We start from the raw sequence: 25,009 nt of genomic DNA, 5'->3' as shown, positions 1-25,009 counted from the left end.
TCACTCGATCCCCACCCAGTCGTGGGTTCCGTCCGCGTAGTCCTGCTTCTTCCAGATGGGGACGCGGGCCTTGATGCGGTCGACCAGCTCTGCGCAGGCGGCGAACGCCTCGCGCCGATGCGCCGAGCCCGCCACGACCACCAGCGCATCATCCCCCACCGCCAGCTTGCCCACGCGGTGCTCTGCCCACAGGCGCACGTCCGGGAAGTCCGCGTGCGCCTCCGCGAGCACCTCCCCGAGGATCCGCTCCGCGTCCGGATGCGCCGTGTACTCGAGCCCCACGACGCCGGATTTCCCGCTGTCGTGGTCGCGCACCACCCCGCGGAACAGCGCGACGGCACCCATCGCGGGGGTGAGGACGCGTGCCTGTGCGGCGTCCACGTCGAGGGGCGAGGAAGTGAGGCGGGCGAAGAAGTCTCCCTGGCCCGAGGCCCCGGTTGCCTGACTATCAGCGGCCGGTTCCCCCGTGGCCGGGGTTGCAGAGCCCGCGTCCTGGATCCCCGCCTCGGCCTCAGTCTCAGCTCCGGCCTCGGCCTTGGCCTCCGCAGGCTGGGGCCCAACTTCGGCCGCGGTCTCAGCCACGGCCTCGGGAGCGGGTTCCTCCTGCTGAACCTGCGGCCGCGGCGGGTGCACGCCGTCGTCCGCGGCGCTCCTGCCGTCCAGGCCGTCCTCCAGCTGCGCCTGGATGTGGTGGAGGATCGGGTCGAGGACCGTGATGCCGTCCTTCACCCCACCCACCGAGCCAGGCAGATTCACGACGAACGTGCGCCCCGCGGAGCCGGCGGTCCCGCGACTCATCGCGGCCTCGGGCAGTTTGGCCAGGCCGAAGTCCACGAGCGCGTGCGCGATGCCCGTCGCCTCCTTGTCGAGGAACCGGCGGGTCTGCTCCGGCGTCGCATCATCGGGCGCCATCCCGGTGCCACCGGTCGTCACGAGGATGCGCGGTCGCTGCGCGTCCGGCAGTTCGTGCAGGTGGTGGGCGAGCACACGGCCCACTTCTGGCCCGTCCGGAACGATCTGCGCGCCGTCGACCTCGTAGCCGCGCTCCTGCAGCCAGCCCACCAGCACGGGGCCTGCGGAGTCCTCCGCCGTACCGGCCGCTGCCGAGGTCGACACCACGAGGACGACGGCTCGCCTCCCGGCCCCGAAGGTGGGGGACCGGTCGCCGCCGCGCGTGGCGCGACGGGCACGACGGTCGGATTCGGGACGGCTCAGGCGCACGCCGTCGCGGGCGCTCTGGCGCGAGGCGGGGCCCACGCGCGCGTGCCGACCCTCGTGATCAGCCCCACCCGTGCGCTCCGGGCCGTCCGCGCTCCCGTGCGGAACCGAGCCTGCGCCGCGCGAGACCTGTCGTGCGTGCTCGGGTGCCCGACCGTGCCGTCCGTGGCCGTTCGTCTCCTGCTCGTCCACTCATCTGCTCCAGTCGCCGGAGGCGCCCCCGGCCTTGTGCTCGACGCGGGTGGGGCCGATGACGGCCTCCCGGTCCAGCGCCTTCACCATGTCGTAGAGGGTGAGCGCGGCGACGGAGGCCGCCGTGAGCGCCTCCATCTCCACCCCCGTCACCCCGGTCGTCTTCACCCGTGCCCGGATGTCGATCGCCCCCGGATCGTCCGCGGCGCGCTTCAGGTCCACCGCCACCCCGGTCAGCGGCAGCGGGTGGCACAGCGGCACCAGGTCCGGCGTGCGCTTGGCCGCCATGATGCCCGCGACGCGCGCGACCGCCAGCGCATCCCCCTTGGGCAGGGAGCCGTCGAGCATCTGGTCGACGACCCGAGCCGTCGTCGTGAGCCGGGACGAGGCGATCGCGACACGGAAAGTCACGGCCTTGGCGGACACATCGACCATGTGGGCGGAACCGTCGTCACGGACGTGGGTGAGCCGACCGTCGGTGCGGGCGTCGTCGTGGGCCTCCGACCCGCGATCCCGGGTTTCGGACGGGTCGCGGGCGCTCACAGCAGCACCACCTCGACGGGAGTGCCCGCCGGCAGCGGTACATCACCGGGCGGGACGACGATGAGGGAGTCCGCACGCGCGGCGGTCGCCAGCAGATGCGAACTGGTGCCGGCCAGCGCGTGGGTCCGCAGCTGGGTGGAGGCGGCGTCGAGTGTGCCGTCGGCCTGCAGACCCACGTCCGTGCGGGCCCGCCGGATCTGGGTGCGGGTGGGCAGGGGTGTCACGTCCTCGACGAGTGCGGCGCTGATCCGACGCGCCGGTGCGCACGTCCGCCAGGCGCGGGCGATCGCATCGCGCAGCAGCACGTGCGCGCTGATCCACGTGCTGACCGGATTGCCTGGGAAGCAGACGATCGGGACGCAGTTCCCCTCGTCGCAGCGGAGCACTCCGGCCCCCTGCGGACCGCCCGGCTGCATCGCGATGGAGCCGAACCCCACGTGCGGGGTGTACCCGTCCAGGTCCGCACTGTCGGCCAGGCTCTGCTGGACGACCTCGAAGCGGCCCGCGCTGATGCCGCCGCTCGTGACGACGAGGTCCGGGTCGACCGCGCGGATCCGTTCCCCCAGGGCGGTGCGGAAGTCGTCGACGTCGTCGTTCACGACGATCGAATCCGCGACCGCCGCTCCCGCGGACCGCAGCACCGCCGTCAGCAGGGCGGTGTTCGCGTCGTAGAGCTGGCCGGGCCGCAGGGTCTCGCCGGGGACCGCGACCTCGTCGCCTCCGGCCACGATGAGGGCGCGCGGACACGCGCGCACCGGGACCTCGACGAGACCGAACGCGGCGAGCACGCCCAGCGCGGCCGGGGTCAGCGGGACATCCGCCGGCAGGGCGGGGTCGCCCTCCCGGATGTCGCTGCCGCGGTGGCGGACGAACTGTCCGGATGGCACGGCGTCGACGCGGATCGAGGCGGCGTCGAACCCGTCGGTCGCCTCGACGGGGACGACGGCGTCCGTTCCCGGCGGCACGGGTGCGCCCGTCATGATCGCGGTGGCCGCGCCGGCGGGCACTTCCTCCCCCGTGTGCCCGGCCGCGGTCACACCCGCGACCTCGAAGGTGCCGGGAGTCCCCGCGGAGGCGAGCGCGAACCCGTCCATCTGCGAGTCGTCGAAGCGCGGCAGGTCCGTGGGTGCGCGGAAGTCGTCGACCAGCACGCGGCGCAGCGCCTCCGTCACGCGCACGGACTCCTGTCCCAGTGCGCGCGTGCTGAGCGCCTGGGCGAGGAGGTCCACGTGCTGGTCGACCGAGCGCGGCTGCGACCAGCTGCGGAACGGCCCCTGGACGGCGGGCGGCGAGGCCGGAACACCGGGTGCGGTCATGCGGACGACTCTACCGGCGGACGGTGAGCGGGGTCTGGGAACTGTGGACGGCCTCGGCGGCGGTTCCCGGGCGGCTACCGCAGCTTCGGGCGGGCGAAGGCCAGCGGCACCGTCAGCAGCGAGACCGCGCCGCCCACCAGCAGGGCGGTCGTGTAGGAGGAGCCGCCAGCGATGAGGCCGATGACCATCGCGCCCACCCCGGTCCCCGCATCGAAGCCGATGTTCCACACCGCGCTGGCCGCGCCGTAGTGCGGCCGGCGGACCGCCTCGAACGCGATGACGAGGGTGAGGTTCTGCAGCCCGCCGTAGCTGATACCCACGATCGTCGCACCCAGCAGCAGCGCCCACGCGACCGTGTCCAGCGGGTCGCTGACCGCCCATGCGACGACGGCCATCCCCACGACGGTGAGCAGCACCAGCGGCCAGATGTAGGCCTGCGCGCCGTGACGGTCCGCCAGTCCGCCGGCCCTCCAGCGGGCGATCGCAGCGGCCGCCGTGAGGAGCAGGAGAGCGACGGTGCTCAGCAGCGCGCTGTCGCTCATGGGCGCCATGAAGGTGATGAGCGCGCCACCGGCCAGGGTGACCGCCAGCAGGAGTGCCATGGGACGCAGGAGCGCGGTGTAGGGCGCGGGCTCGTTCGCCTCCGGGACGTGCTCGGCCATGCGGCCCAGCAGCACGGCCGGCACCGTCGCCACGACCGGCAGCACGCCGATCGCGAAGATGACGCCGTACCCCAGGTTCTCGACCACCCAGGGACCGCCGGAGACGAAGAGGATCTGCGGGGCGGCGATCGCGAGTCCGTAGACACCGATCGCCTGGCCGCGGCGGGCCGGCTCGACGAGCTCGGCGACCAGCGCGCTGCCGCACACCGTCAGCACGCCGAAGCCCATGCCGCGGACCGCGGACAGGACGAGGACGGGGGCGAGCGCGTCGCTCAGCGCGAAGAAGGCCGACGGCACGCCCAGCAGCAGCATCCCGGCCGCCAGCACCGGCGTCCAGCCGAAGCGACGCAGCGACCGGGGCACCACCATCTGGGTGAGGACGGTGAAGAGCATGAGGACACCGTTGACCGCCCCCGCGCCCACGGACCCGGCACCGCCGTGCACCGCCCACAGCGGTGCGACCGGCATGAGCGCCGCGAAACCGGAGAAGCCCAGTGCGGTCATGAGCACCAGCAGCGGCATGCCGGGCTCGCGCAGGACGGAGCCGGGACGGGAGGAGGACATGTCCGCAGGCTATCCTGCCCGCCCGCGCCGCTCCCCTTGCCACTGTCACTACACTGGAGGGGTATGGACGTGAGCCTCGGGATGCCCACCGTCCGCGGCGCAGCGGACGGAGATTCCCCAGATGCAGCAGCGCGGTTGCGCGCGCGATCCGCGGCCGCGACCCGTGCGCATCTGGACGACCGCGCCGGTGACGCACCCACCGCACCGGGCCTCCACGACCGCTTCGGCAGGCGCGGCACGGACCTGCGGATCTCACTGACGGACAAATGCAATCTGCGGTGCACGTACTGCATGCCGGCCGAGGGCATGGACTGGATGCCCCAGTCCTCCCTCCTCACCGCGGACGAGGTCGTCCGCCTCGTCGACATCGCCGTCACCGTCCACGGCGTCCGCGACCTGCGCCTGACCGGCGGCGAGCCGCTCATCCGCCCCGACCTCGAGGACATCGTCGCGGGCGTCCGCGCCCACCACCCGGACCTGCCCATCGCGCTCACGACGAACGGGATCGGCCTGACCCGCCGCGCGCAGACGCTCGCGGACGCAGGCCTCACCCGCATCAACGTCTCCCTCGACACGATCGACCCGGACACCTACCGCACGCTGGCCCGCCGCGATCGGCTGGCGGACGTGCTGGACGGCATCGATGCGGCCCGGGCCGCCGGTCTGCACCCGGTCAAGCTCAACGCGGTCCTCATGCGCGGCCTCAACGACGACCAGGCCCCGGACCTGCTGGCGTTCGCGCTGTCACGCGGCGTGCGCCTGCGCTTCATCGAGCAGATGCCGCTGGACGGGGACCACGGCTGGACGCGCGAGGGGATGGTCACCGCCGCCGAGGTCCGGGCCCGGTTGGCGCAGCACTGGGACCTGGCACCGGATCAGGCCCCGCGCGACGGCGCCCCCGCCGAGCTCTGGCGGATCACCTCCCGGACGACCCCGCCGCGGGACCTGGGCACGGTGGGCGTCATCGCCTCCGTCACGGAGCCGTTCTGCTCCGCCTGCACCCGCACCCGCATCACGGCGGAGGGGAGGGTGCGCTCGTGCCTCTTCTCCCACGAGGAGTTCGATCTGGCCGCCGCACTGCGCTCCGGGGAGTCGGACGAGTCCGTCGCCCGCCTGTGGCAGCAGGCGATGTGGCTCAAGCCGGCCGCCCACGGCATGGACGCGCCGGGCCTGGACAGCGAGGACTATGTGCAGCCGGAGCGCTCGATGAGCGCGATCGGCGGCTGAACTCGATAGTCTCGAGGCGGGTCTCCGATGACAGGGCGAGACCCGTGGCGAGTCTCAGAGGGGCTGGTCCCAGAGGGAGGTGCATGCGCCGATGAGCGACATGATCGAGGTCCGGTACTTCGCAGCCGCGCGGGCGGCCGCCGGCGGCACGGCGCGCGAGGCCGTCGCCCTTCCGCCCCGCACGGACGCCCTCTCCCGCGAGCAGCTGGTCGCACTGCTGGTCTCCCTCCACCCGGATCCGCCCGCGGGCGAGCCCGCCCTGCAGCAGGTCCTCGACCGGTCGAGCGTGCTGGTCGACGGCGTCGTGCTCCAGGACGACGACGCCCCCGCAGTCCACGCGGGCATGCGCGTCGACGTGCTGCCCCCGTTCGCCGGCGGATGAACACCCCGCACCCCGGCTGGGCGGAGGCGATGCGCCTGGCCCACGCGCTGGGCGCGCACGCGACGTCGCACACCACCGCCGAGGCCGTGGCCGGCTCTGAGTCCCTCCCCCTCGCGCAGTCACACGGCCGGATCCTCGCGGCCGATCTGCGCGCCGCCCAGCCGGTCCCCCACGTCGCGACCGCCGCGATGGACGGGTACGCCGTCGCGGGCGAACCGCCATGGGACCTCGAGGACGCACCGCTCGAGACCCCCCTGGAGCCCGGCCGGGCGCGCACGATCGTGACGGGCGGGCGGGTGCCGGCCGGGGCCTCGGGCGTGGTGCGGCAGGAGTACACAGAGACGGCGGCAGCCGGGGCCGCCCGCATCCGCCTGCGCGCGGACGCCCCCGCGACTGAGCTGACCCCCGGCCGCCACATCCGACCAGCCGGGCGCGAGGCGCAGGCCGGTGACCTGCTGGCCCGGGCCGGCGACGTGCTCACGCCGGCCCGCGTGGCGCTCGCGGCGATCTGCGGGTTCGACGCGACACCCGTCCGCCGCGCCCGCACCGTCGCCCTGCTGCTGACGGGCGATGAGGTCGTCACCTCCGGGATGCCGGCACCCGGGCAGGTGAGGGACGCGTTCGAGGTCCAGCTGCCGCATGCGCTCGCCCGGCGCGGGGAGGAGGTCGTGGCCGTCGAGCGGATCGGCGATGACCGGGCGACGACCCGTGAGACCCTCGCGCGGCTGACCGCACAGGCGGATGCGGTCGTGACGACGGGGGGCACGGCGCGTTCGGCCGCCGACCACGTGCGCGCCACCCTTGAGTCGACGGCCGGGGTGCGCGTCGTCATCCCCCAGCTGGGGATGCGGCCCGGGCATCCCACGATGCTCGCGGTCGATGAGCGGGCGGGCGCACCGGTCCCGATCCTCGCGCTGCCGGGCAACCCGCTGGCGGCGATGGCCGCGATGCGCGTCGTGGGCTCCGCCCTGCTGCGGGGGCTCACCGGCCGACCCGCCGAGGCCCCGCTCACCGTCCCCGTCGCCGTCGACCTGGACGGTGAGAAGGTCGACCGACTGGTGCCGGCGACGCCGGAGGGTGGGGTCCAGGAAGGTGGGGACGACGGCCCGGGCGCGGCCGAGGACAGTGACGAGCCCCGCTGGCGCCCGCGCCTGCACGTCGCCGCGCACATGATGCGGGGACTGGCGGACGCGCAGGGGTGGCTCGTCCTGCCCCCGCACCCCGTCACGGCCGGCGAGCGCATCCCGTTCCTGCCACTGGAGGAATGACCGGCCTTCGCACCGGTCCACCCCGCCGCGGCCCCCGGGGACACCTGCGAGCAGACCTCCGTGAGTGAACCGCATCTGCGCTCATATCGAGTTCATCAGACCGCATCTGCGGACGATCAGCTACGGTGTCTCCGAATGGGTCCGTCAGGCCTCATGCTCATCCAGGAGGATCCCCATGCAGCGACGCGTCCCGAATCGCCTGACCCGGAACGCCTCCGCAGGCCGTCCGTCGGCCAAGTGCACCCCCGTGCGGCGTACCTCGCTCGCCGCGCTCACGGGTGCCGGGATCCTCGCCCTGACCGTCGCCGGCTGCGGCGGAACCGGGAGCAGCGACGGCTCCGCTGCGAGCGACGACTCCGGCGGCGGCGAGTCCACCACCCTCACCGTTTTCGCCGCGGCCTCGCTGACGGACACGTACGAGGAGCTCGCGGACCTCTTCGCGCAGCAGCACGACGGCGTCGACGTGCAGCTGAGCTTCGCAGGGTCCTCCGACCTCGTGACCCAGATCCAGGAGGGCGCACCCGCAGACGTCATCGCGACCGCGGATCAGCGCACGATGGAGACGCTGGTTGGGGCGAACGCGCTGGCGGCGGATCCGCAGGTCTTCGTCTCGAACACCCTCGTCATCGCGGTCCCCACCGGCAACCCGGAGGGAATCGAGGCCCTCGCGTCCCTCCAGGACGCGGAGCTGGACGTCGTCGTCTGCGCGCCGCAGGTGCCGTGCGGTGCGGCGACGGAGGCGGTCGAGGTGGCCGGCGGCGTCACCCTCACCCCGATCAGCGAGGAACCCGCCGTCACAGACGTGCTGGGCAAGGTCGCGAACGGCCAGGCGGACGCGGGACTCGTCTACCGCACGGACGCCGCGGGCTCCCCGAACGTCGACGCGATCGAGTTCGACGAGTCCGCCGACGCCGTCAACCTCTACCCGATCGCCCCCGTCCGGGACACCCCGCACGCGGACCTGGCCCAGGAGTTCGTCGACTTCATCCTGTCCGACGACGCCCGCCCGGTCTTCGACGGCGCCGGGTTCGCCGCACCCTGATGCACGCGCCCCGGAGCCGCACGCGCACCACCGGTGGATCCGCCACCGGCGGATCCACCGCCCGCGGTCCCGTCTCCCGCGAGCGCGGCCCCGGTCTCCCGCTCGCCCTGCTGCCGTTCGCGGTGCTGGGGTCGCTCGTCGTCATCGTCCCGGTGGGCGGGCTACTGGGGCGGGTGCCGTGGCCTGACTTCTGGGAGCTCATCACTGCCCCGGACTCGCTGACGGCGCTGCGGCTCTCGCTCACGACGGCCTCGATCTCGACCGTCCTCTGCGTGCTGCTGGGTGTGCCGCTGGGCATGGTCCTCGCCCGCAGCGAGGCCCGTCCCCTCCGCCTCGTCCGCGCCTTCGTCCTCCTGCCCGTCGTGCTGCCGCCGGTGGTGGGCGGCCTGGCACTGCTGGCGACCTTCGGACGCCGCGGCATCCTCGCCGCCCCCATGGCCGCGACCGGCATCGACATCGCGTTCACGACCGCCGCGGTCGTCGCAGCCCAGGTGTTCGTCGCGATGCCGTTCGTCGTCATGGGCGTCGAGTCCGCTGCCCGCACCCGCGGCACCGGCTTCGAGACCGCCGCCGCGATGCTGGGCGCCCGCCCCGGCCGGATCCTCACGACCGTCACCCTGCCCCTGCTGCTGCCGGCGATCGCGTCCTCCGCGGTCCTGTCCTTCGCCCGCGCGCTGGGCGAGTTCGGCGCGACCCTCACCTTCGCCGGCTCCCTGGCCGGCACGACCCGCACCCTGCCGCTGGAGATCTACCTGCGCCGCGAGACGGACCCGGACGCCGCGCTGGCCGTCTCCCTCCTCCTCGTCGCGATCGCGCTGGCCGTCGTCGTGACCGTCCACTCCCTGCCCGGCAGCCGTGCACGACGGACCACCCCCGCCGAGGCCGCAGCCGGCTCCCCCACGACCGGCACCTCCCCGCCCAGCGCCTTCCAGCCGAGTGCATCAGCACAGGACCCGCCGGAGGACGGGACCACGGCCTCGGACCCGGCCGAGCCCCGGCCCCCCGCACTTCGGCGCGGCCCGCCCCTCACCCCCGCGTCCGTGCCGTCTGCGCCCCGCTCCCCCGTGCCCCAGCTCGAGGTCTCCTTCACCGCGCCCGAGCGGGGCGTCTCCGTCTCCTTCACCGTCGCCCCCGGCGAGACCGTCGCGCTCGTGGGGCCCAACGGGGCGGGGAAGTCGACGACTCTGGCCGTCGTCGCGGGCCTCCTCGTGCCGCCCACCGCGACCGTGCGGGCAGGCGACCGGACGCTCACGCGGACCGGCGAGGGCCACCCTCGCGGACGATGGCTTGCCGCCGTCCTCGGGACCTCGGGTGGCGACGGTGTCGACGTCCCCCCGCACCGACGGGGCGTGACGCTCCTGCTGCAGGATCCGCGGCTGTTCCCGCACCTGACCGCAGTGGGCAACATCGTGTTCGGGCTGCGGACAGCCGGGATCACCGGCCGGGAGGCGACCCGGCAGGCGCAGCGGATGCTCGACGAACTGGGGATCGGCGACCTGGCCCGGTCGAGGCCGCACGCACTGTCCGGCGGACAGCGGGCCCGGGTCGCGCTGGCACGCGCGCTCGCGACGGACCCGCAGGTCGTGCTGCTGGACGAGCCCACGGCGGCGCTGGACGTCGACGCGGCTCCGGCCATCCGGGCGCTGCTGGCGCGGATGCTCGCGGACCGCACGTGCCTCCTTGTCAGTCACGATCCGGACGACGTGAAGGTCTTGGCCGGGCGGGTCGTGCAGCTGCCGCGCGGCTGACGGGCGCGCACACGTCGCCATCACCCCCTTCTGCACGGACCCCTGCATGGCACTGATCCCCCGCCGGCACCGGTGACCGTACAGTGAGGGACGGTCGGCGACGGAGGAGGGGCGATGGCGGAGACGACGGCGGAGACCGCGATGGTGGAGTTGGAGCGGGCCCTCACGGGGCGGGTGGACGCGCTCGACCTCGACGCGATCGCGCACCTGGCCGCGCGGGTCGATCGGGCGGAGCTCGCCCGACTGGTGCGGACTCGGCCACCCCTGCAGGCGGCGGTCCTGTTCCGGGTGCTGGAGAAGGACGAGGCGCTCGCGGTCTTCGAGGCGCTCTCGCCCGCCTACCAGGCGGACCTGGTGCAGAGCCTGCGGGAACCGGACGTCGCCCACATCATCGACGGGCTGGACCCGGACGACCGCGCGGAGGTGTTCGGGGAGCTGCCCGCGAGCGTCGTCCAGCGGCTCATGCAGGGGCTGGACCCCGATGAGCGGGAGATGACCACCGCGGTTCTGGGCTACCCACGCACCGCGATCGGCCGCTACATGTCGCCGGAGGTGCTGAGCCTCCACGCAGACTGGAGCGTCGAGCGAGCGCTGGAGGTCGTGCGTGCCCGGATCGACGGGCCGGAGACGGTGTACCTGCTGCCCGTCGTGGGTGAGGGGCGCAGGCTCACGGGCGTCGTCTCGCTGCGCCGGCTGCTGGCGGCGGAGGCCGCGGACCCGCAGGCCCCGGTGGGCGAGCTGGCGAACCCCGCCATCAGCGTGCACGCGCACACCGCGCGCGAGGCCGCCGCCCGCACCTTCCTGTCCCACCGGCTCATCGCGATGCCGGTCGTCGACGAGGAGGAGCGGCTGCTGGGCATCCTCACGATGGACGACGTGCTGGACATCGTCGACGAGGAGGACGCGGAGGATACCGCCCGCAGCGGCGGCTCCGAGCCGCTGGACCGGTCCTACCTCTCCAGCACGATCCTCCGCATCGTCCGCAGCCGCATCGTGTGGCTCCTGGTGCTGGCGGTGTCCGCGATCCTCACGGTGCAGGTGCTGGAGGTCTACGAGGACCGACTCGACCAGGTCGTCGTCCTGGCCCTCTTCATCCCCCTGCTCACCGGCACGGGCGGCAACACCGGCAACCAGGCGGCCACGACCGTCACCCGCGCTCTGGCCGTGGGCGAGGTGCGGATCCGGGACCTGGGCCGGGTCATCTGGCGCGAGCTGCGCGTGGGCGCCGTGCTGGGCTCCGTCCTGGGAGTGCTGGGCTTCGTCGTCGCGGGACTCGTCTACGGGTGGGCGATCGGCCTGGTCATCGGCCTGACGCTCCTGTCGGTCTGCGTCATGGCCGCGACCGTGGGCGGGCTCATGCCCATCATCGCGAAGCGCGTCGGAGCGGACCCGGCCGTGTTCTCCAACCCATTCATCTCCACGTTCTGCGACGCGACCGGGCTCATCCTCTACTTCACGATCGCGACGGCGGTGCTGGGACTGGGGTGAGACTGGGCCTGAGGCGAGACTGGGACTGGGACGAGGCTCGGTCTGGAGCGAGGCCCGGACAGGGTGAGGCCGTTCGTCAGCGCGTGCGGGAGCGCTGAGCGGCCCGGAAGTCCCTGCGGATCTGGCGACGCTCCGCCTTCAGCTCGCTGAGGCGCTGCTTCTCCTCCTTCACCTGCGCCTTCGTGGGCTCGTGGTCGCGCAGACCCACCTGCAGCTCCTCCGGGATGTCGTCGTGCATCCCCAGCTGCGCGCGCCGTTGGTAGCGGAGGACCTCCAGCCGGAGGATGCGGGCCAGGAAGTAGATGCCCAGCAGGTTGGGGATGCTCATGAGGAAGAACATCGAGTCGGAGAACGCGACGACGGAGTCCAGCGAGATCGAGGCTCCCACGATGACGGCCAGCACCCAGGCGATCTGATAGCCCTTCTCCGCCTTCCGGTTCTCCTTCGTGAGGAAGCCCATCGCCTTCTGCCCGTAGTAGGCGTACGCGAGGATCGTGGAGAAGCCGAAGAGGACGACGCAGATCGTGAGGATCGTGCCGAACCACGGGGTGACGGTCTCGAAGGCCTGCGTCGTGAGTTCGACGCCGGCCATGTCCGAGCCGTCGGTCTCCGCGTCGTACAGACCGGTCGTGATGATGGCGAGCGCGGTCAGGGTGCAGATGACGACGGAGTCGACCAGCGGCTCCCACAGGGCGGTGTAGCCCTCGGTCGCGGGCTCCGTCGTCTTCGAGGCGGAGTGCGCCATGCCGGCGGAGCCCACACCTGCCGCGTTGGAGAAGAGCGCGCGCTGGATGCCCACGACCGCGACGCCGATGAAGCCTCCGGTGATCCCCTCACCGGTGAAAGCGCCCTGGAACATCAGGACGAACGCCTGCGGGACGGCGCCCGCGTTCATGACGACGACCGTGATCGCACCGGCGAAGTAGAGCAGAGCCATGAGCGGGGTGATGGCGGACGTCCAGTCCGCGATCTTCTTGATGCCGCCTAGCACGACCAGCGCGCACAGGGCGGCCATGACGACGCCGATGAGCCACAGCTTGTCCGCGAGGAAGCTGTCCTGGCCTCCGGTCGCGTTCACGATGACGGCGGCGGCCTGGTTCGCCTGGAAGAGGTTGCCGGCGCCGAACACGCCGATGACGGTCGCGATCGCGTAGAACACCGCCAGGAAACGGCCCGTGCGGGGACGGCCGATCTCCGCCAGCCCATCGCGCAGGTAGTACATGGGGCCGCCGGAGGTCGTGCCGTCCTCCGCGATCCGGCGGTACTTGACGCCCAGGGTCGCCTCCGCCATCTTCACGCTCATCGCGAAGAAGCCGAAGATGATGATCCACAGCGCGGCGCCGGGACCGCCCACGGTGATCGCGATCGCGACACCGGCGATGTTGCCCAGACCCACGGTGCCGGACAGCTCCGTGGCGAGCGCCTGGAAGGACGACACCTCACCCGGATCCGTCTTCCGGGTGGCCTTGCCGCGGATCACGTTCCACGAGTGGTGGAGGCCGGTGATCGGCTGGAAGCGCAGGTAGACGGTGATGAAGACCGCTGCGGCCATGAGCCACAGGACGATGACGGGGACTCCCCCGAACACCGGGATCTCGAAGAAGACGATCGCGGACAGCAGATTCGCGATCGGGCCCACCACCGCCTCGATGACCTGGTCGATGCCCGACACTGCGTCGGACGCCCCTTCCTGGGCGAGCAGGGTCTGAGCGGGCAGGGAGACGTCCGATGACGTGACTGGGTGCATGCTCCTGTGGCGCGGGGTCGCGGTGCCGCCGGAGGGTGGGTCCGGCACGGGCGCCAGGACGGCATAGTAGCAAGGGACGGTTTCGGAATCGCGCGATCGCGCGCGCCCGGAACCGTCCCTCTGGGCCTGCCGGAGCCCGGGTCAGCGGGGCTCGGTCACGGCCGTCCGTGCGGGCGGCGGCGTCAGCGGTGGAAGTCGACGCCTCCCGCGGACCAGCCGCGCTTGATCGTGTGGATGACCCCGTCGGTCGTCAGCTGCTCGACCGGGATGCGGTCCAGGACCGGGCACACGGCGCGACCGCGTGCGAAGAAGTAGAGACCCGTCAGCGCACCCGTCACCACCAGAATCATTGCGAACACGTCCTCGACCTCCCCTCGGCGTGCGCGGGATCACGGCGATCCTGCGCGTCGTCAACGATTCAATGATCGACCTGAGGAATGTTCAGCACAAGCGACTGCTCCTTGCCCTCCGTACAGTCGCACTTATCATTGGAACATGGTCGACCTCCACCGCCTGCGCATTCTCTGCTCCGTCGTCGCGGCGGGCTCGCTGCGCGCCGCCGCAGATGCGCTGCAACTCACACCCAGCGCGGTCAGCCAGCACCTCACCGCACTGCAGCGGGAGACCGGACTCACACTGCTGGAGAAGGCCGGGCGCGGCGTCGCGCCCACCGAGCACGGGCGGCGACTGGCGGAGAGGGGCGAGGAGGCGCTCGCATCGATGGCGCGCGTCGACCGGCTGGTCCGCGACCTGCGCGTGGGCCATTCCGGGTCGCTGTCGATCGGCACGTTCGCGTCCGCCAGCCAGCACTGGCTGCCCACCGTCGTCGCGACGCTGCAGCGGGAGTTCCCCGCGACGAACCTCATCATCGAGCTGACGGACCCGCCCGTCGCCCGCGTGCGTCCGGACATCGACATCCGCACCGAGCGGCAGAACGCACCGCCGTACGCCCCGCCGGGCATCACGCGCGTCCAGCTGGCGCGCGACCCGTTCGTCGTGATCCTCCCGCGCGACCACCCGCGCGCGGCGCAGGCCCAGATCGCGGCGGCGGACCTGGGCGACGATCCGTGGCTCCACGAGTACGTGGGCGACGGTGAGGCCGCACGGATCGTCGAGGACATCTGGCGGGCCGCCGGCATCGCGCCGGGCACGATCATCCAGTCGGCCGACCACCACGGGACGATCGCGTTCGTCGCCGCAGGCGTGGGGGTGAGCGTCATGCCCACACTGGCCGCGACCGAGCTGCCGCCGTCCGTCGTCGCGGTGCCGCTCGTCCGCCCCGATGCGGAGCGGGTCATCGTCGCCCACGTGCGCAGTGCCGTCCGCCAGCGGCCCATCGTCCTCCGCACCCTCGAGCTGCTCAGGGAGAAGGGCGTCGGCGGCGCGGCGGACACGGGCACTGGCCCCCTCACCGGCGATCTGACAGCCTGAGACGAGAGGCCCGGCGGCGCCCGCCCCGGTCGCGCATCGCCGATGGGAGCACACCATGACAGACGAGACGAACTCCACGACAGCCGGTTCCGCGCAGGTCGGGCCCACCGCGCTGGCCGGATCCGCGACGGACGGGGCCGCGACAGTTCTGGTCCGCGGCGAGGAGCTGCAGCGCTTCACCGCGCAGGCGCTCATGGCCGTGGGGATGCGGGAGGACGACGCGCAGGAGATGGCCGGGCAGATCGTGGGCTCGGAGCTGGCGGGCCACGAGCCGCACGGGATGCGGCGCCTGCCGGAGTACATCCGGCAGGCCCAGTCCGGTGGGACCGACCCCGCAGCCGTGCCCGTGGTCGACCTCGATCGGGGAGCGCTGGCACGCATCGACGGACAGCGCGGTTTCGGCCACCTCGTCGTGCGGCAGGCGACGCAGCGGGCGATCGAGCGGGCGAAGGTCGACGGCATCGCCGCGGTGTCCGTCCACAACTCCGCCTACGCGGGACGTCTGTCGCACTTCTGCGAGGAGGCGGCGGAGCAGGGAGTCGCGACCCTCATCTTCGTGAACACCGGCGGAGCCCACCGCACCGTTTCCGTGCCGGGGGGCACGGAGGCGCGCTTCTCGACGAACCCCATCGCGGCGGGCTTCCCCCGGTCGCAGGCGCCGCACTTCGTCTTCGACATCGCGACGAGCGCTGTCGCGATGGGTCGCCTGTCGGAATGGCGCGATCGCGGCGAGGAGATCCCGGAGGAGTGGATGACCCCGGCCGGACTCTTGCAGCCGTTCGGCGGCCACAAGGGGCTGGGTCTGGCGATGGTCGCCGAGGCCCTGGCCGGCGCGCTCTCCACCGCGGGCACTCCGTCGGAGAAGGAGGAGGACGACGAGCAGGGAGTCCTCATCATCGCGATCGACGTCGCCGGGCTGCGCCCGCTCGAGGAGTTCACGGCGGAGACGGACACCTTCCTGCGGTTCATCGCGGACACGCCCGTGGCCGAGGGGTGGGAGAAGACCCGCATCCCCGGCGAGAGCTCCGCGGCGACGACCGCGATCCGCAGCCGCGAGGGCACTCCCGTCCAGCGGCACGCGTGGGAGTCCGCGCAGCGGCTGGCGCAGGAGCTGGGCATCGACCCGCTCACCGCGGCAGAGGGCTGATCAAACCCCGCTTCACACCCCCACGAGGCCCACGGCCAGGACGACGAAGCCCACCAGCTGGAGTGAGCCGCGGATGAGCTGGAAGACGTCCCAGCGGCGACGCATCGCGATGAAACCCTCCGGCGCCACCGCAGGTCCCGAGGACAGCGGCCCGCCGCCGCCCGCACGGGTGGCCGCCCCGCCGTCCCGGGAGTCCGCCGCCACCCAGCTGGAGCAGGTCATCGAGGGCCGCGGCTGGCGCTGCGAGTCCGGGTCGCCCGCCCACACCGCGGCCGTGTCCGCGATCGAGCGCCTGCACGACGAGGAGCTCGACATCCTCCTGGCGCAGCAGCACTACGCGCAGGACCTGGACTGACGAGGGACGTCACCGCAGGAGGCGGGCGATCGCGTCGCCGGCCTCCTTGAGCTTGGCCGCCGCCTCCTCCTCGTCACCGGACTTCGCAGCGTCCAGGACGCAGTGCTTGAGGTGGTCGTCCAACAGGCCGGTCGCCACCCCCTGCAGCGCCCGGGTCAGGGCGCTCACCTGCGTGAGGATGTCGATGCAGTACTGCTCCTCGTCGATCATCCGGGAGATGCCGCGCGCCTGCCCCTCGATCCGGCTCATCCGGCGCAGGTACGCCTTCTTGTCGCCGATGTACCCGTGGTGATGCTCGTGCTCAGCCGCATCCTGCTCGAGGGACTGACCATCAGGGGCGGTGGTCTCGGTCGTCATGAGGGGATCCTTTCAGAAGAGGAGCGGAGAGTCGGCCCCACGGCGGCTCTGGGGCTCATCGGGCAACGGACCGGAAGCCGCGCAGCCGGAGGCTGTTGCCCACGACGAACACGGACGAGAACGCCATCGCCGCACCGGCCAGCATGGGGTTGAGCATGCCCAGGGCTGCGACCGGGATCGCCGCGACGTTGTACGCGAACGCCCAGAACAGGTTGGTCTTGATCGTCGACAGGGTCTTCCGCGACAGGCGGATCGCGTCGACCGCCGCCCGCAGGTCACCCCGCACCAGCGTGATGTCCGAGGCCTCGATCGCGACGTCCGTGCCCGTGCCCATCGCCAGGCCCAGGTCCGCCTGCGCCAGGGCGGGAGCATCGTTGACGCCGTCGCCCACCATCGCGACAACCTTCCCCGCGCCCTGCAGGCGGGTGACGACGTCGACCTTGTCCGCGGGCATGACACCCGCGATGACCTCGTCGATGCCCACCTCGCCGGCGATCTGCCGCGCGACCGCCTCATTGTCTCCGGTCAGCAGGATGGGGGTGAGCCCCAGGTCCTTCAGCTGCGCGATCGCCTCCGCGGATGTGGGCTTGACGGTGTCCGCGACGATGAGGATGCCCCGGGCCTCCCCGTTCCAGCCGACGGTCACGACGGTCCGGCCCGCGGCCTCGGCGTCCGCCTTGGCCCGGGAGACCTCCGGTGACAGGTGCTGGGACCAGTCCGCCAGCAGCGACTCGCGGCCCACGACGACGGCGGTGCCATCGACGACGCCCTGGACCCCGCGGCCCTCGAGGTTCCGGAAGTCCTGGGGCGCGGGCAGCTCGCCCACCTCCTGAGCGGCGCCCGCCGCGATCGCGCGGGCGATCGGATGCTCGGAGGCGGACTCCAGGGCACCGGCGAACCGGAGCAGGTCCGCGCGGGCGACCCCGGCCTCGGCGACGGTGTCCGTCAGCGTCATCGCACCGGTCGTGACGGTGCCCGTCTTGTCCAGCACGACGGTGTCGATCGTGCGGGTGGACTCGAGGGTCTCCGGGCCCTTGATGAGGACGCCCATCTGGGCGCCGCGGCCGGTGCCCACGAGCAGCGCGGTGGGGGTGGCCAGGCCCAGCGCGCAGGGACAGGCGATGACGAGCACGGCGACGGCCGCGGTGAAGGCGGCGGAGACGGAGTCGCCCCACACCAGCCAGGCGACGAGCGTCACGACTGCGATGACGATGACGACGGGAACGAAGACGCCGGAGATGCGGTCGGCCAGCCGCTGGACCTGCGCCTTGCCGGTCTGCGCGTCCTCGACCATGCGCGCCATCTGGGCAAGCTGGGTGTCCGCGCCCACGCGGGTCGCGCGGACGACCAGGCGGCCGCCGGCGTTGACGGTCGCGCCGGTCACGGAGTCGCCCACGGCGACCTCGACGGGCACGGACTCGCCGGTGAGCATCGACTGGTCGACGGCGGAGGTGCCCTGGGTGACGACGCCGTCCGTCGCGATCTTCTCGCCCGGACGGACGACGAACTCATCGTCCACGGCCAGCTGCCCGGCGGGGATCCGGACCTCCGCACCGTCGCGCAGGACGGAGACCTCCTTCGCGCCCAGCTCCATGAGGGCACGCAGGGCGGCACCCGCCTGCCGCTTGGACCGCTTCTCGAACCAGCGCCCCAGCAGGATGAACATCGTGACGCCGGCGCCCACCTCGAGGTAGATGTTGCCCGCGCCGTCGGACGGCGCGACCGTGAGCTCGAACGGGTGGGTCATGCCGGGATGGCCGGCGGTACCCAGGAACAGCGCGTAGAGCGACCAGAGGAATGCCGCGAGTGTGCCCATCGAGATGAGCGTGTCCATCGTCGCCGCGCCGTGCTTGAGGTTGGCCCACGCCGCCCTGTGGAACGGCCACGCGCCCCACACGATGACCGGGGCGGCGAGCGCGAGGGACAGCCACTGCCAGTACGTGAACTGGAGCGCCGGGATCATCGCCATCGCGATGACCGGGACCGTCAGGACGACCGAGCCGATGAGGCGCTGGCGCAGGGAGGTGAGCTCGGGGTCCTCCGGCTCGTCGGCGGGGGTGCCGTCCGCCGGAGCGCCGTCGGCGGCGGGTGCTGCGGCCGCCGGGGGCTCCGGGAGTGAGGCCGTGTAGCCGGTCTTCTCGACCTCCTCGATGAGGAGACCCGGGTCGTAGCCGTCCGGCACCGTGATGCGGGCCTTCTCCGTCGCGTAGTTGACGGTCGCGCTCACGCCGTCCAGCTTGTTGAGCTTGCGCTCGACGCGGTTGGCGCACGAGGCGCAGGTCATCCCGCCGATCGCCAGCTCGATGCCGCCGTCCAGGCCGCCGCCTGCGACCTGCTCCGCCTGGCTGCTCATCGTGGGCTCCCTCTCCTCTTCACTGCTGTCGTCGCTGCTGCTGAACCGGCGCGTGCTTCCGTCAGACGCGGACCGCGGTGTAGCCGGCCTCCTGGACCGCCGCCAGCACCTGCTGGTCCTCCACGCCGTCCTGCCCGGTCACGACGAGGCGACCCGTCTCCGCGCTCACCTCGATGTCCGTGACGCCGGCGATCTCGCCCACCTCTTCCCGCACCGACGCTTCGCAGTGTCCGCAGGTCATTCCGGTCACCTGGTACTCGTTGACTGCCATGATGGGTCCTCTCGTCATGTGGCTCCACATACCCTGTGGGGGTATCTGTCGATGCAACTGTATACCCCCTGAGGGTATTTCCTCCACGGTCGATCAGGCCGATTAGGGTGAGGCGCATGACACGCACGCACCCGTTCGCACAGGTCGACGTCTTCTCCACCCAGCCGTTCCGCGGCAATCCCGTCGCGGTGATCCTCGAGGCCCAGGGGATCGGAGACGAGGACATGGCCCGCATCGCCCGCTGGACCAACCTGTCGGAGACGACGTTCGTGCTGCCGCCCACCGCTCCCGAGGCCGACTACCGTCTGCGCATCTTCACCCCTTCCGGCGAGCTCCCCTTCGCCGGCCACCCCACGCTGGGCTCCGCCCGCGCGTGGCTGGCCACCGGTGGGACGCCCCGCCGTGCGGGCACGATCGTGCAGGAGTGCGCGGCCGGGCTCGTCGAGCTGCGGCACGACGGTGAGGCGCTGGCGTTCGCCGCTCCGCCCACCACGCGGACGGGACCCCTCGACGAGGACGAGCTCGCGGCGCTCATCCGTGCGCTGGGCGTGAGCCGCGATCGCGTCCTCGACCACCAGTGGGTCGACAACGGGCCGGGCTGGTGCGGCCTCCTGCTGGCGAGCGCGCAGGACGTGCTGGATCTGGAGCCGGACTTCTCCGCGGTCCCGGACACGAAGGTGGGCGTCATCGGCGCCCACCCGGCAGGCGCCCCGCAGCAGTTCGAGGTGCGGGCGTTCGCGCCCGGCATGGGCGTCCACGAGGATCCGGTCACCGGCAGCCTCAACGCCTCCCTGGCCCAGTGGCTCATCCGGACCGGGCAGGCGCCGGAGCGGTACACCGCCGCGCAGGGCACGCGGCTGGGTCGCGCCGGTCGGGTCTCGATCGATCGCATCGGTGACGACACCTGGGTGGGCGGGGCGACCTCGGTCGTCTTCCAGGGCACCGCGACGGTCTGACGGGAAGCGCACCCACCGTGGGCCCGCAGCAGTCCGACTTTTCACCGGGCCGGCGGCCGGCCCGCACCACGGCGCGGCTCACGCTCGACGTCCCGCGGGTCGAGGATGCGCCTGCGGTCCTCGCCATCGCGGGCGACCCCCGGACGACCGTGCACAACCCGTCGGATCGCGTGGAGGATCTGCCGGAGGCCCAGCGCCTCGTCGAGCAGTGGCTGCGCCACTGGCACGACCACGGCTTCGGCTACTGGTGCGTGCGCCTGCACGGCGGCACCGCGATCGTGGGGTACTGCGGCGTCAAACGGATGACCGCCGCGGGCCTGCCGGTCCTGAACCTCCTGTACCGCTACCGCCCGGAGGTGTGGGGACGCGGGTATGCGACCGAGGCGGCCCGCACCGTCGTTGCATGGGTCGCAGCACTCCAGCAGGGGTCGACGATCCTCGCGCGGGTGAGACCGGACAACGTCGCCTCCCAGCGGGTCGCGCTCCGTGCCGGGCTCCGGCGCGATCCTGCCCTGGACGAACCCGGCGAGGACGGGATGGACCTGGCCTTCACGGACCGCGAGGCGGTGGCAGCGGTCCGCACGACCTGACGAGCCCATCGCACCTACCGGCGTCGCCCCCAGCGGACGAGGAGGAGTGTTCCTGTCCACGCGGCGACCAGGAGGAACGGCAGCGGGGTGACGGGCACCGCGGCGAGGGAGACGGCCCCGAGGACGGCGAGCACCGGCTCGCCGCAGGCCCACACGATCGGCAGGACGACGCTCACGTCGCCGGCGGGCGTGTCGACCGGCGTGAGCAGGCCGGGCGGCAGCGGTCCCTTGAGCGCACCGACCGCCTGGAGCGCCACCGCCAGGACGGCCAGCGCGCCGGCACTCGCCATCGCGATCCCCGGCGGAGCACCACGCATCAGCGCCGCGCCGAACGCAGCGGGCACGAGGACGAGGAGCAGGACCGCGAGCGGGAAGAGCGCGTGCAGGGTCACGAGATGCCGATCGCCGACCCCGTACAGCGGGTCGTCGCTCGCGACGTCTGCGGCGTGCTGAAGACCTGCGCTGAGCGATCCGCTCGCCCCGTGCACGACGAGTCCCGCGACACCCGCCGTGAGCACCGTCGGGACGCCGGGCGACAGCGACGCTGTCAGCAGGACTCCCGTCAGAGCGGTCGCCGCGACCGCGCCCAGCAGTCGGCCCGGGGTGCGCACCTGTGCGATCGCGTCGCGCACGAGGAACATCACCCACAGCCGCCGGCCCGGCCGGACCGCCCGCAGGCCCCTCCCCCACCGCGGCGGCACTGCGATGGCAGCGCGTGCGGAGCGGAGGTCGAGCGCGGACGAGAAGGCCACGGCCCGCTCCCATCGGACCGCCTGCTCCAGGAGTCGCGTGCCGGGGAGCCGAGACAGCAGGTGCGGCACTGCACCGGCGCCGGCAGCGGTGATCGCCAGCACCCCCACCAGCGGGAGGACGCCCGCTCCCCAGGCCGCCCCCGGATAGAGGGCACCCACCCACATCCACGGCAGGGCGACCTGCGCAGGCGAGATCGCCGCGCCCAGCACCGCGAGGACGACCAGCGACGCCGCGATCGGCACCGCCGCCCGCGGATGCGCCTGCCCCACGAGCCACAGGACCACGGCCACCGCTCCCGCCGCAGCACCCGCCAGGCCGAAGACGACGACGGCAACGGGTCCCGCCTGTCCGAGGCGCACCACTGCCACCGCTGCGAGGACGGCCGCACCTGCGCAGAGGGACGCGGCGGCCAGCGCCGCCTGGAGCACCGGTCGCAGGAGTGCGCGCGATCGGCGTATGTCGCTGCCGGTCAGTGCGTGGAGGAGGAACGTGGGCAGCAGCGCCGGGCCACGTGTTCGACCCGCCAGCAGACCGCCCGCCCAGAGGGCCGCCACCGCGAACGAGGTCGCATCCGCAGCCTGCGCGGAGAGGAGGAGCACCGTTCCGGCCGGGCCGGTCATCGTCGACCAGAGTGCGCGGAGCACCGGAGCGCCGACGATCAGCAGCACGAGACCCAGCGCGTAGAGGAGGAAGGCCCTCTCGCCCGGCGAACGTCCCCGCCGCGACCGCCAGATCGACTGGGCGGCGGCCAGTCTGCGGTCCCTCATGACGCGGACGTCAGCGCCACGGTGACGTCCGCGGTGGCGCGGGCGAGCACCTCACTGTGGGTGGCGGCGATGATCGTCGCACCCGCGGTGCATCGTGCCCGCATCGCGCGGGCCAGGAGGTCGACGCGCCCGGGGTCCAGCCGCTGCTCGGGTTCGTCCAGCAGGAGCACGTCGAAGGGGCGGACGAAGACGAGCGCCAGGGCCAGCAGCTGCGTCTGACCCGACGAGAGCTCGTGCGGGAAGCGGGAGGAGAGCCCCGAGAGGCCGAAGCCGTCGAGCACGCCGCTCGTCGCGGACTCCACTGCGCCGGCGTCGCGCTCCCACGTGGAGGACACGAGTGTGACGTGGTCGATCACCGTGAGGTCGGGCGCCAGCGGCGGCAGTCCGATGAGGGCCGCCACCCGGCGGCGGAACCCCGGATCGCGCTCGTCCACCGACCGACCGGCCACCGTCACCGAGCCGGTCGTCGGGCGGGCCCGTCCCGCGATCGTGCGCAGGAGCGTGGTCTTCCCCGATCCGTTCTCGCCGCGCAGCGCGACGATCCGGCCCGGCCCGACGTGCAGGGAGGTCGGGGCGAGCAGCGTCGACCGATGCGCGGTGACGCTCACGTCGTCGAGTCGGAGAAGGGGTGCAGGGGTGGAGCGGTCGGGACGATGATGTCCGGTGGGACGAGCGCGGTCGTCGGGGCGTGACGTATCGGGATGCACAGTCTTCCTCTGTTCGCGTGCTGGCCAGGGGATGGATGGAACCATCCACGGCGCGGCGCGTCAGGAGACGCAGTGCATGCGGATCAGGCGGGCGCGACCGGGCCGTGGAGCGCGAACAGCCGGGCCGGGGCGCGGGAGCGGACCGTGCCCGGAGTGCCGGGGGCCTGGGGCCGGGGAAGGGGACGCAGATCGGGTGACGCGGTACCGGCGAACGGAACCGGGACGGGAGTCACGGTGATCGCTGCGAGCGCGCGCACGGAGCGCAGGACGACCGGGCCCGCGATGACGATGGCCATCCCCAGCAGGGCGAGTGCGAACAGCACGGGAGCGTCGAGGTCGAAGGGCAGGATCCCGAAGTACAGCAGCACGAGCGTCAGCTTCACCGTCGCCCACCGCGTGTCCATGTCTGCCTCCGCCCGCCCTCAGCGTATCCGAGCCTCCCGGGTCCCGTCCGGTCGCACGACGGTCAGGTGGTCCTCCGGTCCCACCAGTCGGTGATGTCCGAGACGAGCTCCTCGCCGGGATCCAGGGGCCGGCCTCGCCCCACGCGATGCGGACGGGGCAGGTCACGGTGCCCAGACGACCGCCGACCAGGGCGTGCCGACGAGTGGGCCTGAGTCTGAGCGAGTGCGAGCACGACCTCATCAGCAGATGCGAGCGCTGCTCCGCCTATGCCGAGGGCAGCTGAACGACGCTGAGGTGCGACTGCACGCCCCGAACACGGCAGTTCTCAGGCGTGTGGTCACACCTCAGCGCTTCGGGGTTGAAGGCCATCACGCGCGTCCGGACCACCCCCACGACGAGGAGCAGCATCCCACAACACGGGAAAGACCCCCGACCTGGGAACGTATTCCCTGGTCGGAGGCCTTCTCCTGCGGTGCGCGAGGGGGGACTTGAACCCCCACGTCCTTGCGAACACTGGCACCTGAAGCCAGCGCGTCTACCAATTCCGCCACTCGCGCGCATCACAACCGTGGTTGCAACAGATAGGAACTGTACACGACCCGCGCCCGCGCCACCAATCGGCGCGACAGTGCGATCCGTCACGCACGCACGACCGCGTCGCCCCGCATGTCCGCGCACCCCCTCACCTGCATCCACGCCGCCTCCCATTCACCTGCCGTGCACCTGTCAGCCACTTCGGATCCGACTCCCGCCGGTCCGCCACTTCGGCACGCACATGCGGATCCCCCGGAATACGCCCAGTTACGGAGGTTCGCCGCACCGCGGCTCCGAGGTGTCGTCTCAGGAACTGCGCGTTAGCATGGAGTGCTGATGCGCTGTGCGCAGCAGGGGTGACCCGTGCCCGCCACCAGGCGGCCGGACCTGCAGTCCGACTGAGGGAGGGAGGCGACGTGGGCGTTCTCGATCGTTTCGAGCGCGGCATCGACCGCGTGGTCAACGGTGCCTTCGCACGCGCGTTCCGCTCCCAGGTGGAGCCCGTCGAACTGGCCTCGGCACTGCGCCGTGAGGCGGACAACCGCGCCGCGGTCGTCTCCCGCGGCCGCACGCTGACCGCCAACGCGTATGCCGTCGAGCTGTCCGCCGGCGACCACGAGCGCCTGGGTCCCATCTCCAGCGAGCTCCGCCAGGACCTCCGCCAGGTCGTGGGCGACCACGCGATCGAGCAGGGCTACAGCTTCGTGGGCCCGGTCAACGTCACGTTCGAGGTCGCCGACGACCTCGACACCGGCATGTACCGCGTCCGCGCGACCACCCGCCGCCCGGACGGCTCCCCGGCCGCCCAGCCCGCCGCCCGCGGCGGCTACGACCCGCCGTCCCGCTCCAATCCAGTCGTGCCGGAGGTCTACGAGGCCCATCAGAACTCGGGCCCCACCTCCGCACCGCAGCGCCACGTCGCCCGCCAGCACGCGGCCGCCCCCGCCGCGCAGGCGGCCCCGGCCGGTGCCGCCCCGCACGTCTCC

General features: G+C 72.7%; 24 protein-coding genes and 1 tRNA gene. 12 read left to right on the top strand and 13 right to left on the bottom strand.

The features are described 5' to 3' along the window. The 4 genes from HGBR_RS13820 to HGBR_RS13805 form a co-directional block, all read right to left on the bottom strand. Entirely contained in the window at nucleotides 1-1,410 is a 1,410-nt protein-coding gene (locus tag HGBR_RS13820) for a molybdenum cofactor biosynthesis protein MoaE (RefSeq protein WP_019159939.1), read from the bottom strand. After that, nucleotides 1,411-1,953, bottom strand: a complete 543-nt coding sequence (gene moaC, locus HGBR_RS13815) for a cyclic pyranopterin monophosphate synthase MoaC (RefSeq protein WP_019159938.1) — start codon at nucleotides 1,951-1,953, stop codon at nucleotides 1,411-1,413. It lies immediately after the preceding gene. Then, a complete protein-coding gene (locus HGBR_RS13810; RefSeq protein ID WP_019159937.1) occupies nucleotides 1,950-3,269 on the bottom strand; it encodes a molybdopterin molybdotransferase MoeA in 1,320 nt (439 codons plus the stop codon). Before HGBR_RS13810 ends, moaC begins: the two co-directional genes overlap by 4 nt. Nucleotides 3,270-3,343: 74 nt before the next feature. After that, a complete protein-coding gene (locus HGBR_RS13805) occupies nucleotides 3,344-4,495 on the bottom strand; it encodes an MFS transporter (protein ID WP_019159936.1) in 1,152 nt (383 codons plus the stop codon). Nucleotides 4,496-4,558: 63 nt separating this feature from the next. Between HGBR_RS13805 and moaA the strand changes: the two genes are divergently transcribed. The 6 genes from moaA (at nucleotide 4,559) to mgtE (ending at nucleotide 11,650) form a co-directional block, all read left to right on the top strand. Beyond that, on the top strand, nucleotides 4,559-5,722 hold the full coding sequence (moaA, locus tag HGBR_RS13800; protein ID WP_019159935.1) for a GTP 3',8-cyclase MoaA: 1,164 nt from the start codon (nucleotides 4,559-4,561) through the stop codon (nucleotides 5,720-5,722). Between the two features lie 100 nt (nucleotides 5,723-5,822). Next, complete coding sequence (locus HGBR_RS13795) at nucleotides 5,823-6,104, top strand: MoaD/ThiS family protein (protein WP_019159934.1); 282 nt, start codon at nucleotides 5,823-5,825, stop codon at nucleotides 6,102-6,104. Continuing rightward, nucleotides 6,101-7,372: a molybdopterin molybdotransferase MoeA gene (locus HGBR_RS13790; RefSeq protein ID WP_019159933.1), complete on the top strand. Its 1,272-nt coding sequence runs from the start codon at nucleotides 6,101-6,103 to the stop codon at nucleotides 7,370-7,372. Before HGBR_RS13795 ends, HGBR_RS13790 begins: the two co-directional genes overlap by 4 nt. A gap of 175 nt (nucleotides 7,373-7,547) precedes the next feature. Next, nucleotides 7,548-8,414 carry a molybdate ABC transporter substrate-binding protein gene (gene modA, locus HGBR_RS13785; protein ID WP_019159932.1) on the top strand — a complete coding sequence of 289 codons (867 nt, stop codon included), beginning with the start codon at nucleotides 7,548-7,550 and terminating at the stop codon, nucleotides 8,412-8,414. Continuing rightward, nucleotides 8,414-10,162 (top strand): ABC transporter permease, encoded by a 1,749-nt coding sequence (locus HGBR_RS18135; protein ID WP_019159931.1) that lies wholly within the window; start codon nucleotides 8,414-8,416, stop codon nucleotides 10,160-10,162. The genes modA and HGBR_RS18135 overlap by 1 nt, the downstream gene beginning before the upstream one ends. Nucleotides 10,163-10,276: 114 nt before the next feature. Further along, the gene (mgtE, locus tag HGBR_RS13775; RefSeq protein ID WP_019159930.1) at nucleotides 10,277-11,650 is read left to right on the top strand and encodes a magnesium transporter; all 1,374 of its coding nucleotides are present in this window, start codon (nucleotides 10,277-10,279) and stop codon (nucleotides 11,648-11,650) included. Between the two features lie 76 nt (nucleotides 11,651-11,726). Here mgtE and HGBR_RS18130 read toward each other — a convergent pair whose 3' ends face one another. Next, nucleotides 11,727-13,397 carry an alanine/glycine:cation symporter family protein gene (locus HGBR_RS18130; RefSeq protein ID WP_019159929.1) on the bottom strand — a complete coding sequence of 557 codons (1,671 nt, stop codon included), beginning with the start codon at nucleotides 13,395-13,397 and terminating at the stop codon, nucleotides 11,727-11,729. A gap of 182 nt (nucleotides 13,398-13,579) precedes the next feature. Beyond that, nucleotides 13,580-13,756 carry a hypothetical protein gene (locus HGBR_RS19990; protein WP_154653272.1) on the bottom strand — a complete coding sequence of 59 codons (177 nt, stop codon included), beginning with the start codon at nucleotides 13,754-13,756 and terminating at the stop codon, nucleotides 13,580-13,582. A gap of 136 nt (nucleotides 13,757-13,892) precedes the next feature. On the opposite strand from HGBR_RS19990, the gene HGBR_RS18125 reads away from it, so the two are divergent. The 3 genes from HGBR_RS18125 (at nucleotide 13,893) to HGBR_RS13745 (ending at nucleotide 16,330) form a co-directional block, all read left to right on the top strand. After that, nucleotides 13,893-14,828: a LysR family transcriptional regulator gene (locus HGBR_RS18125; RefSeq protein ID WP_019159927.1), complete on the top strand. Its 936-nt coding sequence runs from the start codon at nucleotides 13,893-13,895 to the stop codon at nucleotides 14,826-14,828. Between the two features lie 55 nt (nucleotides 14,829-14,883). Continuing rightward, the gene (locus HGBR_RS13755; RefSeq protein WP_019159926.1) at nucleotides 14,884-15,975 is read left to right on the top strand and encodes an Ldh family oxidoreductase; all 1,092 of its coding nucleotides are present in this window, start codon (nucleotides 14,884-14,886) and stop codon (nucleotides 15,973-15,975) included. Between the two features lie 109 nt (nucleotides 15,976-16,084). Continuing rightward, the gene (locus tag HGBR_RS13745; protein ID WP_162530994.1) at nucleotides 16,085-16,330 is read left to right on the top strand and encodes a hypothetical protein; all 246 of its coding nucleotides are present in this window, start codon (nucleotides 16,085-16,087) and stop codon (nucleotides 16,328-16,330) included. 9 nt (nucleotides 16,331-16,339) lie between these two features. Here HGBR_RS13745 and HGBR_RS13740 read toward each other — a convergent pair whose 3' ends face one another. The 3 genes from HGBR_RS13740 to HGBR_RS13730 all read right to left on the bottom strand — a co-directional run bounded on the left by HGBR_RS13740 (nucleotide 16,340) and on the right by HGBR_RS13730 (nucleotide 19,311). Then, complete coding sequence (locus tag HGBR_RS13740) at nucleotides 16,340-16,687, bottom strand: metal-sensitive transcriptional regulator (protein ID WP_019159923.1); 348 nt, start codon at nucleotides 16,685-16,687, stop codon at nucleotides 16,340-16,342. A 55-nt stretch (nucleotides 16,688-16,742) separates the two neighbouring features. Then, nucleotides 16,743-19,040 (bottom strand): heavy metal translocating P-type ATPase, encoded by a 2,298-nt coding sequence (locus tag HGBR_RS13735; protein ID WP_019159922.1) that lies wholly within the window; start codon nucleotides 19,038-19,040, stop codon nucleotides 16,743-16,745. A gap of 61 nt (nucleotides 19,041-19,101) precedes the next feature. Next, nucleotides 19,102-19,311, bottom strand: a complete 210-nt coding sequence (locus HGBR_RS13730) for a heavy-metal-associated domain-containing protein (protein WP_019159921.1) — start codon at nucleotides 19,309-19,311, stop codon at nucleotides 19,102-19,104. Nucleotides 19,312-19,427: 116 nt separating this feature from the next. Between HGBR_RS13730 and HGBR_RS13725 the strand changes: the two genes are divergently transcribed. Beyond that, nucleotides 19,428-20,267: a PhzF family phenazine biosynthesis protein gene (locus HGBR_RS13725; RefSeq protein ID WP_019159920.1), complete on the top strand. Its 840-nt coding sequence runs from the start codon at nucleotides 19,428-19,430 to the stop codon at nucleotides 20,265-20,267. Nucleotides 20,268-20,284: 17 nt separating this feature from the next. Further along, nucleotides 20,285-20,857: a GNAT family N-acetyltransferase gene (locus HGBR_RS18120; protein ID WP_019159919.1), complete on the top strand. Its 573-nt coding sequence runs from the start codon at nucleotides 20,285-20,287 to the stop codon at nucleotides 20,855-20,857. A gap of 14 nt (nucleotides 20,858-20,871) precedes the next feature. Here HGBR_RS18120 and HGBR_RS13715 read toward each other — a convergent pair whose 3' ends face one another. From HGBR_RS13715 to HGBR_RS13695, 4 genes are all read right to left on the bottom strand, one after another. Then, nucleotides 20,872-22,377, bottom strand: coding sequence for a hypothetical protein (locus HGBR_RS13715; RefSeq protein WP_019159918.1), 1,506 nt, complete (start codon nucleotides 22,375-22,377; stop codon nucleotides 20,872-20,874). Beyond that, nucleotides 22,374-22,985: an ABC transporter ATP-binding protein gene (locus HGBR_RS18115; RefSeq protein WP_019159917.1), complete on the bottom strand. Its 612-nt coding sequence runs from the start codon at nucleotides 22,983-22,985 to the stop codon at nucleotides 22,374-22,376. The genes HGBR_RS13715 and HGBR_RS18115 overlap by 4 nt, the downstream gene beginning before the upstream one ends. Nucleotides 22,986-23,167: 182 nt before the next feature. After that, on the bottom strand, nucleotides 23,168-23,488 hold the full coding sequence (locus tag HGBR_RS13705; protein ID WP_019159916.1) for a hypothetical protein: 321 nt from the start codon (nucleotides 23,486-23,488) through the stop codon (nucleotides 23,168-23,170). Nucleotides 23,489-23,962: 474 nt separating this feature from the next. After that, nucleotides 23,963-24,046 (bottom strand) — tRNA-Leu (locus HGBR_RS13695). Between the two features lie 393 nt (nucleotides 24,047-24,439). Between HGBR_RS13695 and HGBR_RS18110 the strand changes: the two genes are divergently transcribed. After that, nucleotides 24,440-25,009 (top strand): DUF3662 domain-containing protein (locus HGBR_RS18110; protein ID WP_019159914.1); only part of this gene is annotated, 570 nt, incomplete at its 3' end.

It is taken from the genome of Brevibacterium senegalense (assembly GCF_000285835.1).
Lineage (GTDB): Bacteria > Actinomycetota > Actinomycetes > Actinomycetales > Brevibacteriaceae > Brevibacterium > Brevibacterium senegalense.
Note: the sequence above shows the minus strand (reverse complement) of the source record. Positions and strands in the feature narration are given on the sequence as shown.

Bases quoted from the DNA above. Each gene is read 5' to 3' on its own strand.
- HGBR_RS13810 (WP_019159937.1), bottom strand. From the start codon at position 3,269: ATGACCGCACCCGGTGTTCCGGCCTCGCCGCCCGCCGTCCAGGGGCCG.
- HGBR_RS13805 (WP_019159936.1), bottom strand. From the start codon at position 4,495: ATGTCCTCCTCCCGTCCCGGCTCCGTCCTGCGCGAGCCCGGCATGCCG.
- moaA (WP_019159935.1), top strand. From the start codon at position 4,559: ATGGACGTGAGCCTCGGGATGCCCACCGTCCGCGGCGCAGCGGACGGA.
- HGBR_RS13795 (WP_019159934.1), top strand. From the start codon at position 5,823: ATGATCGAGGTCCGGTACTTCGCAGCCGCGCGGGCGGCCGCCGGCGGC.
- HGBR_RS13790 (WP_019159933.1), top strand. From the start codon at position 6,101: ATGAACACCCCGCACCCCGGCTGGGCGGAGGCGATGCGCCTGGCCCAC.
- modA (WP_019159932.1), top strand. From the start codon at position 7,548: ATGCAGCGACGCGTCCCGAATCGCCTGACCCGGAACGCCTCCGCAGGC.
- HGBR_RS18135 (WP_019159931.1), top strand. From the start codon at position 8,414: ATGCACGCGCCCCGGAGCCGCACGCGCACCACCGGTGGATCCGCCACC.
- mgtE (WP_019159930.1), top strand. From the start codon at position 10,277: ATGGCGGAGACGACGGCGGAGACCGCGATGGTGGAGTTGGAGCGGGCC.
- HGBR_RS18130 (WP_019159929.1), bottom strand. From the start codon at position 13,397: ATGCACCCAGTCACGTCATCGGACGTCTCCCTGCCCGCTCAGACCCTG.
- HGBR_RS18125 (WP_019159927.1), top strand. From the start codon at position 13,893: ATGGTCGACCTCCACCGCCTGCGCATTCTCTGCTCCGTCGTCGCGGCG.
- HGBR_RS13755 (WP_019159926.1), top strand. From the start codon at position 14,884: ATGACAGACGAGACGAACTCCACGACAGCCGGTTCCGCGCAGGTCGGG.
- HGBR_RS13745 (WP_162530994.1), top strand. From the start codon at position 16,085: ATGAAACCCTCCGGCGCCACCGCAGGTCCCGAGGACAGCGGCCCGCCG.
- HGBR_RS13740 (WP_019159923.1), bottom strand. From the start codon at position 16,687: ATGACGACCGAGACCACCGCCCCTGATGGTCAGTCCCTCGAGCAGGAT.
- HGBR_RS13735 (WP_019159922.1), bottom strand. From the start codon at position 19,040: ATGAGCAGCCAGGCGGAGCAGGTCGCAGGCGGCGGCCTGGACGGCGGC.
- HGBR_RS13730 (WP_019159921.1), bottom strand. From the start codon at position 19,311: ATGGCAGTCAACGAGTACCAGGTGACCGGAATGACCTGCGGACACTGC.
- HGBR_RS13725 (WP_019159920.1), top strand. From the start codon at position 19,428: ATGACACGCACGCACCCGTTCGCACAGGTCGACGTCTTCTCCACCCAG.
- HGBR_RS13715 (WP_019159918.1), bottom strand. From the start codon at position 22,377: ATGAGGGACCGCAGACTGGCCGCCGCCCAGTCGATCTGGCGGTCGCGG.
- HGBR_RS13705 (WP_019159916.1), bottom strand. From the start codon at position 23,488: ATGGACACGCGGTGGGCGACGGTGAAGCTGACGCTCGTGCTGCTGTAC.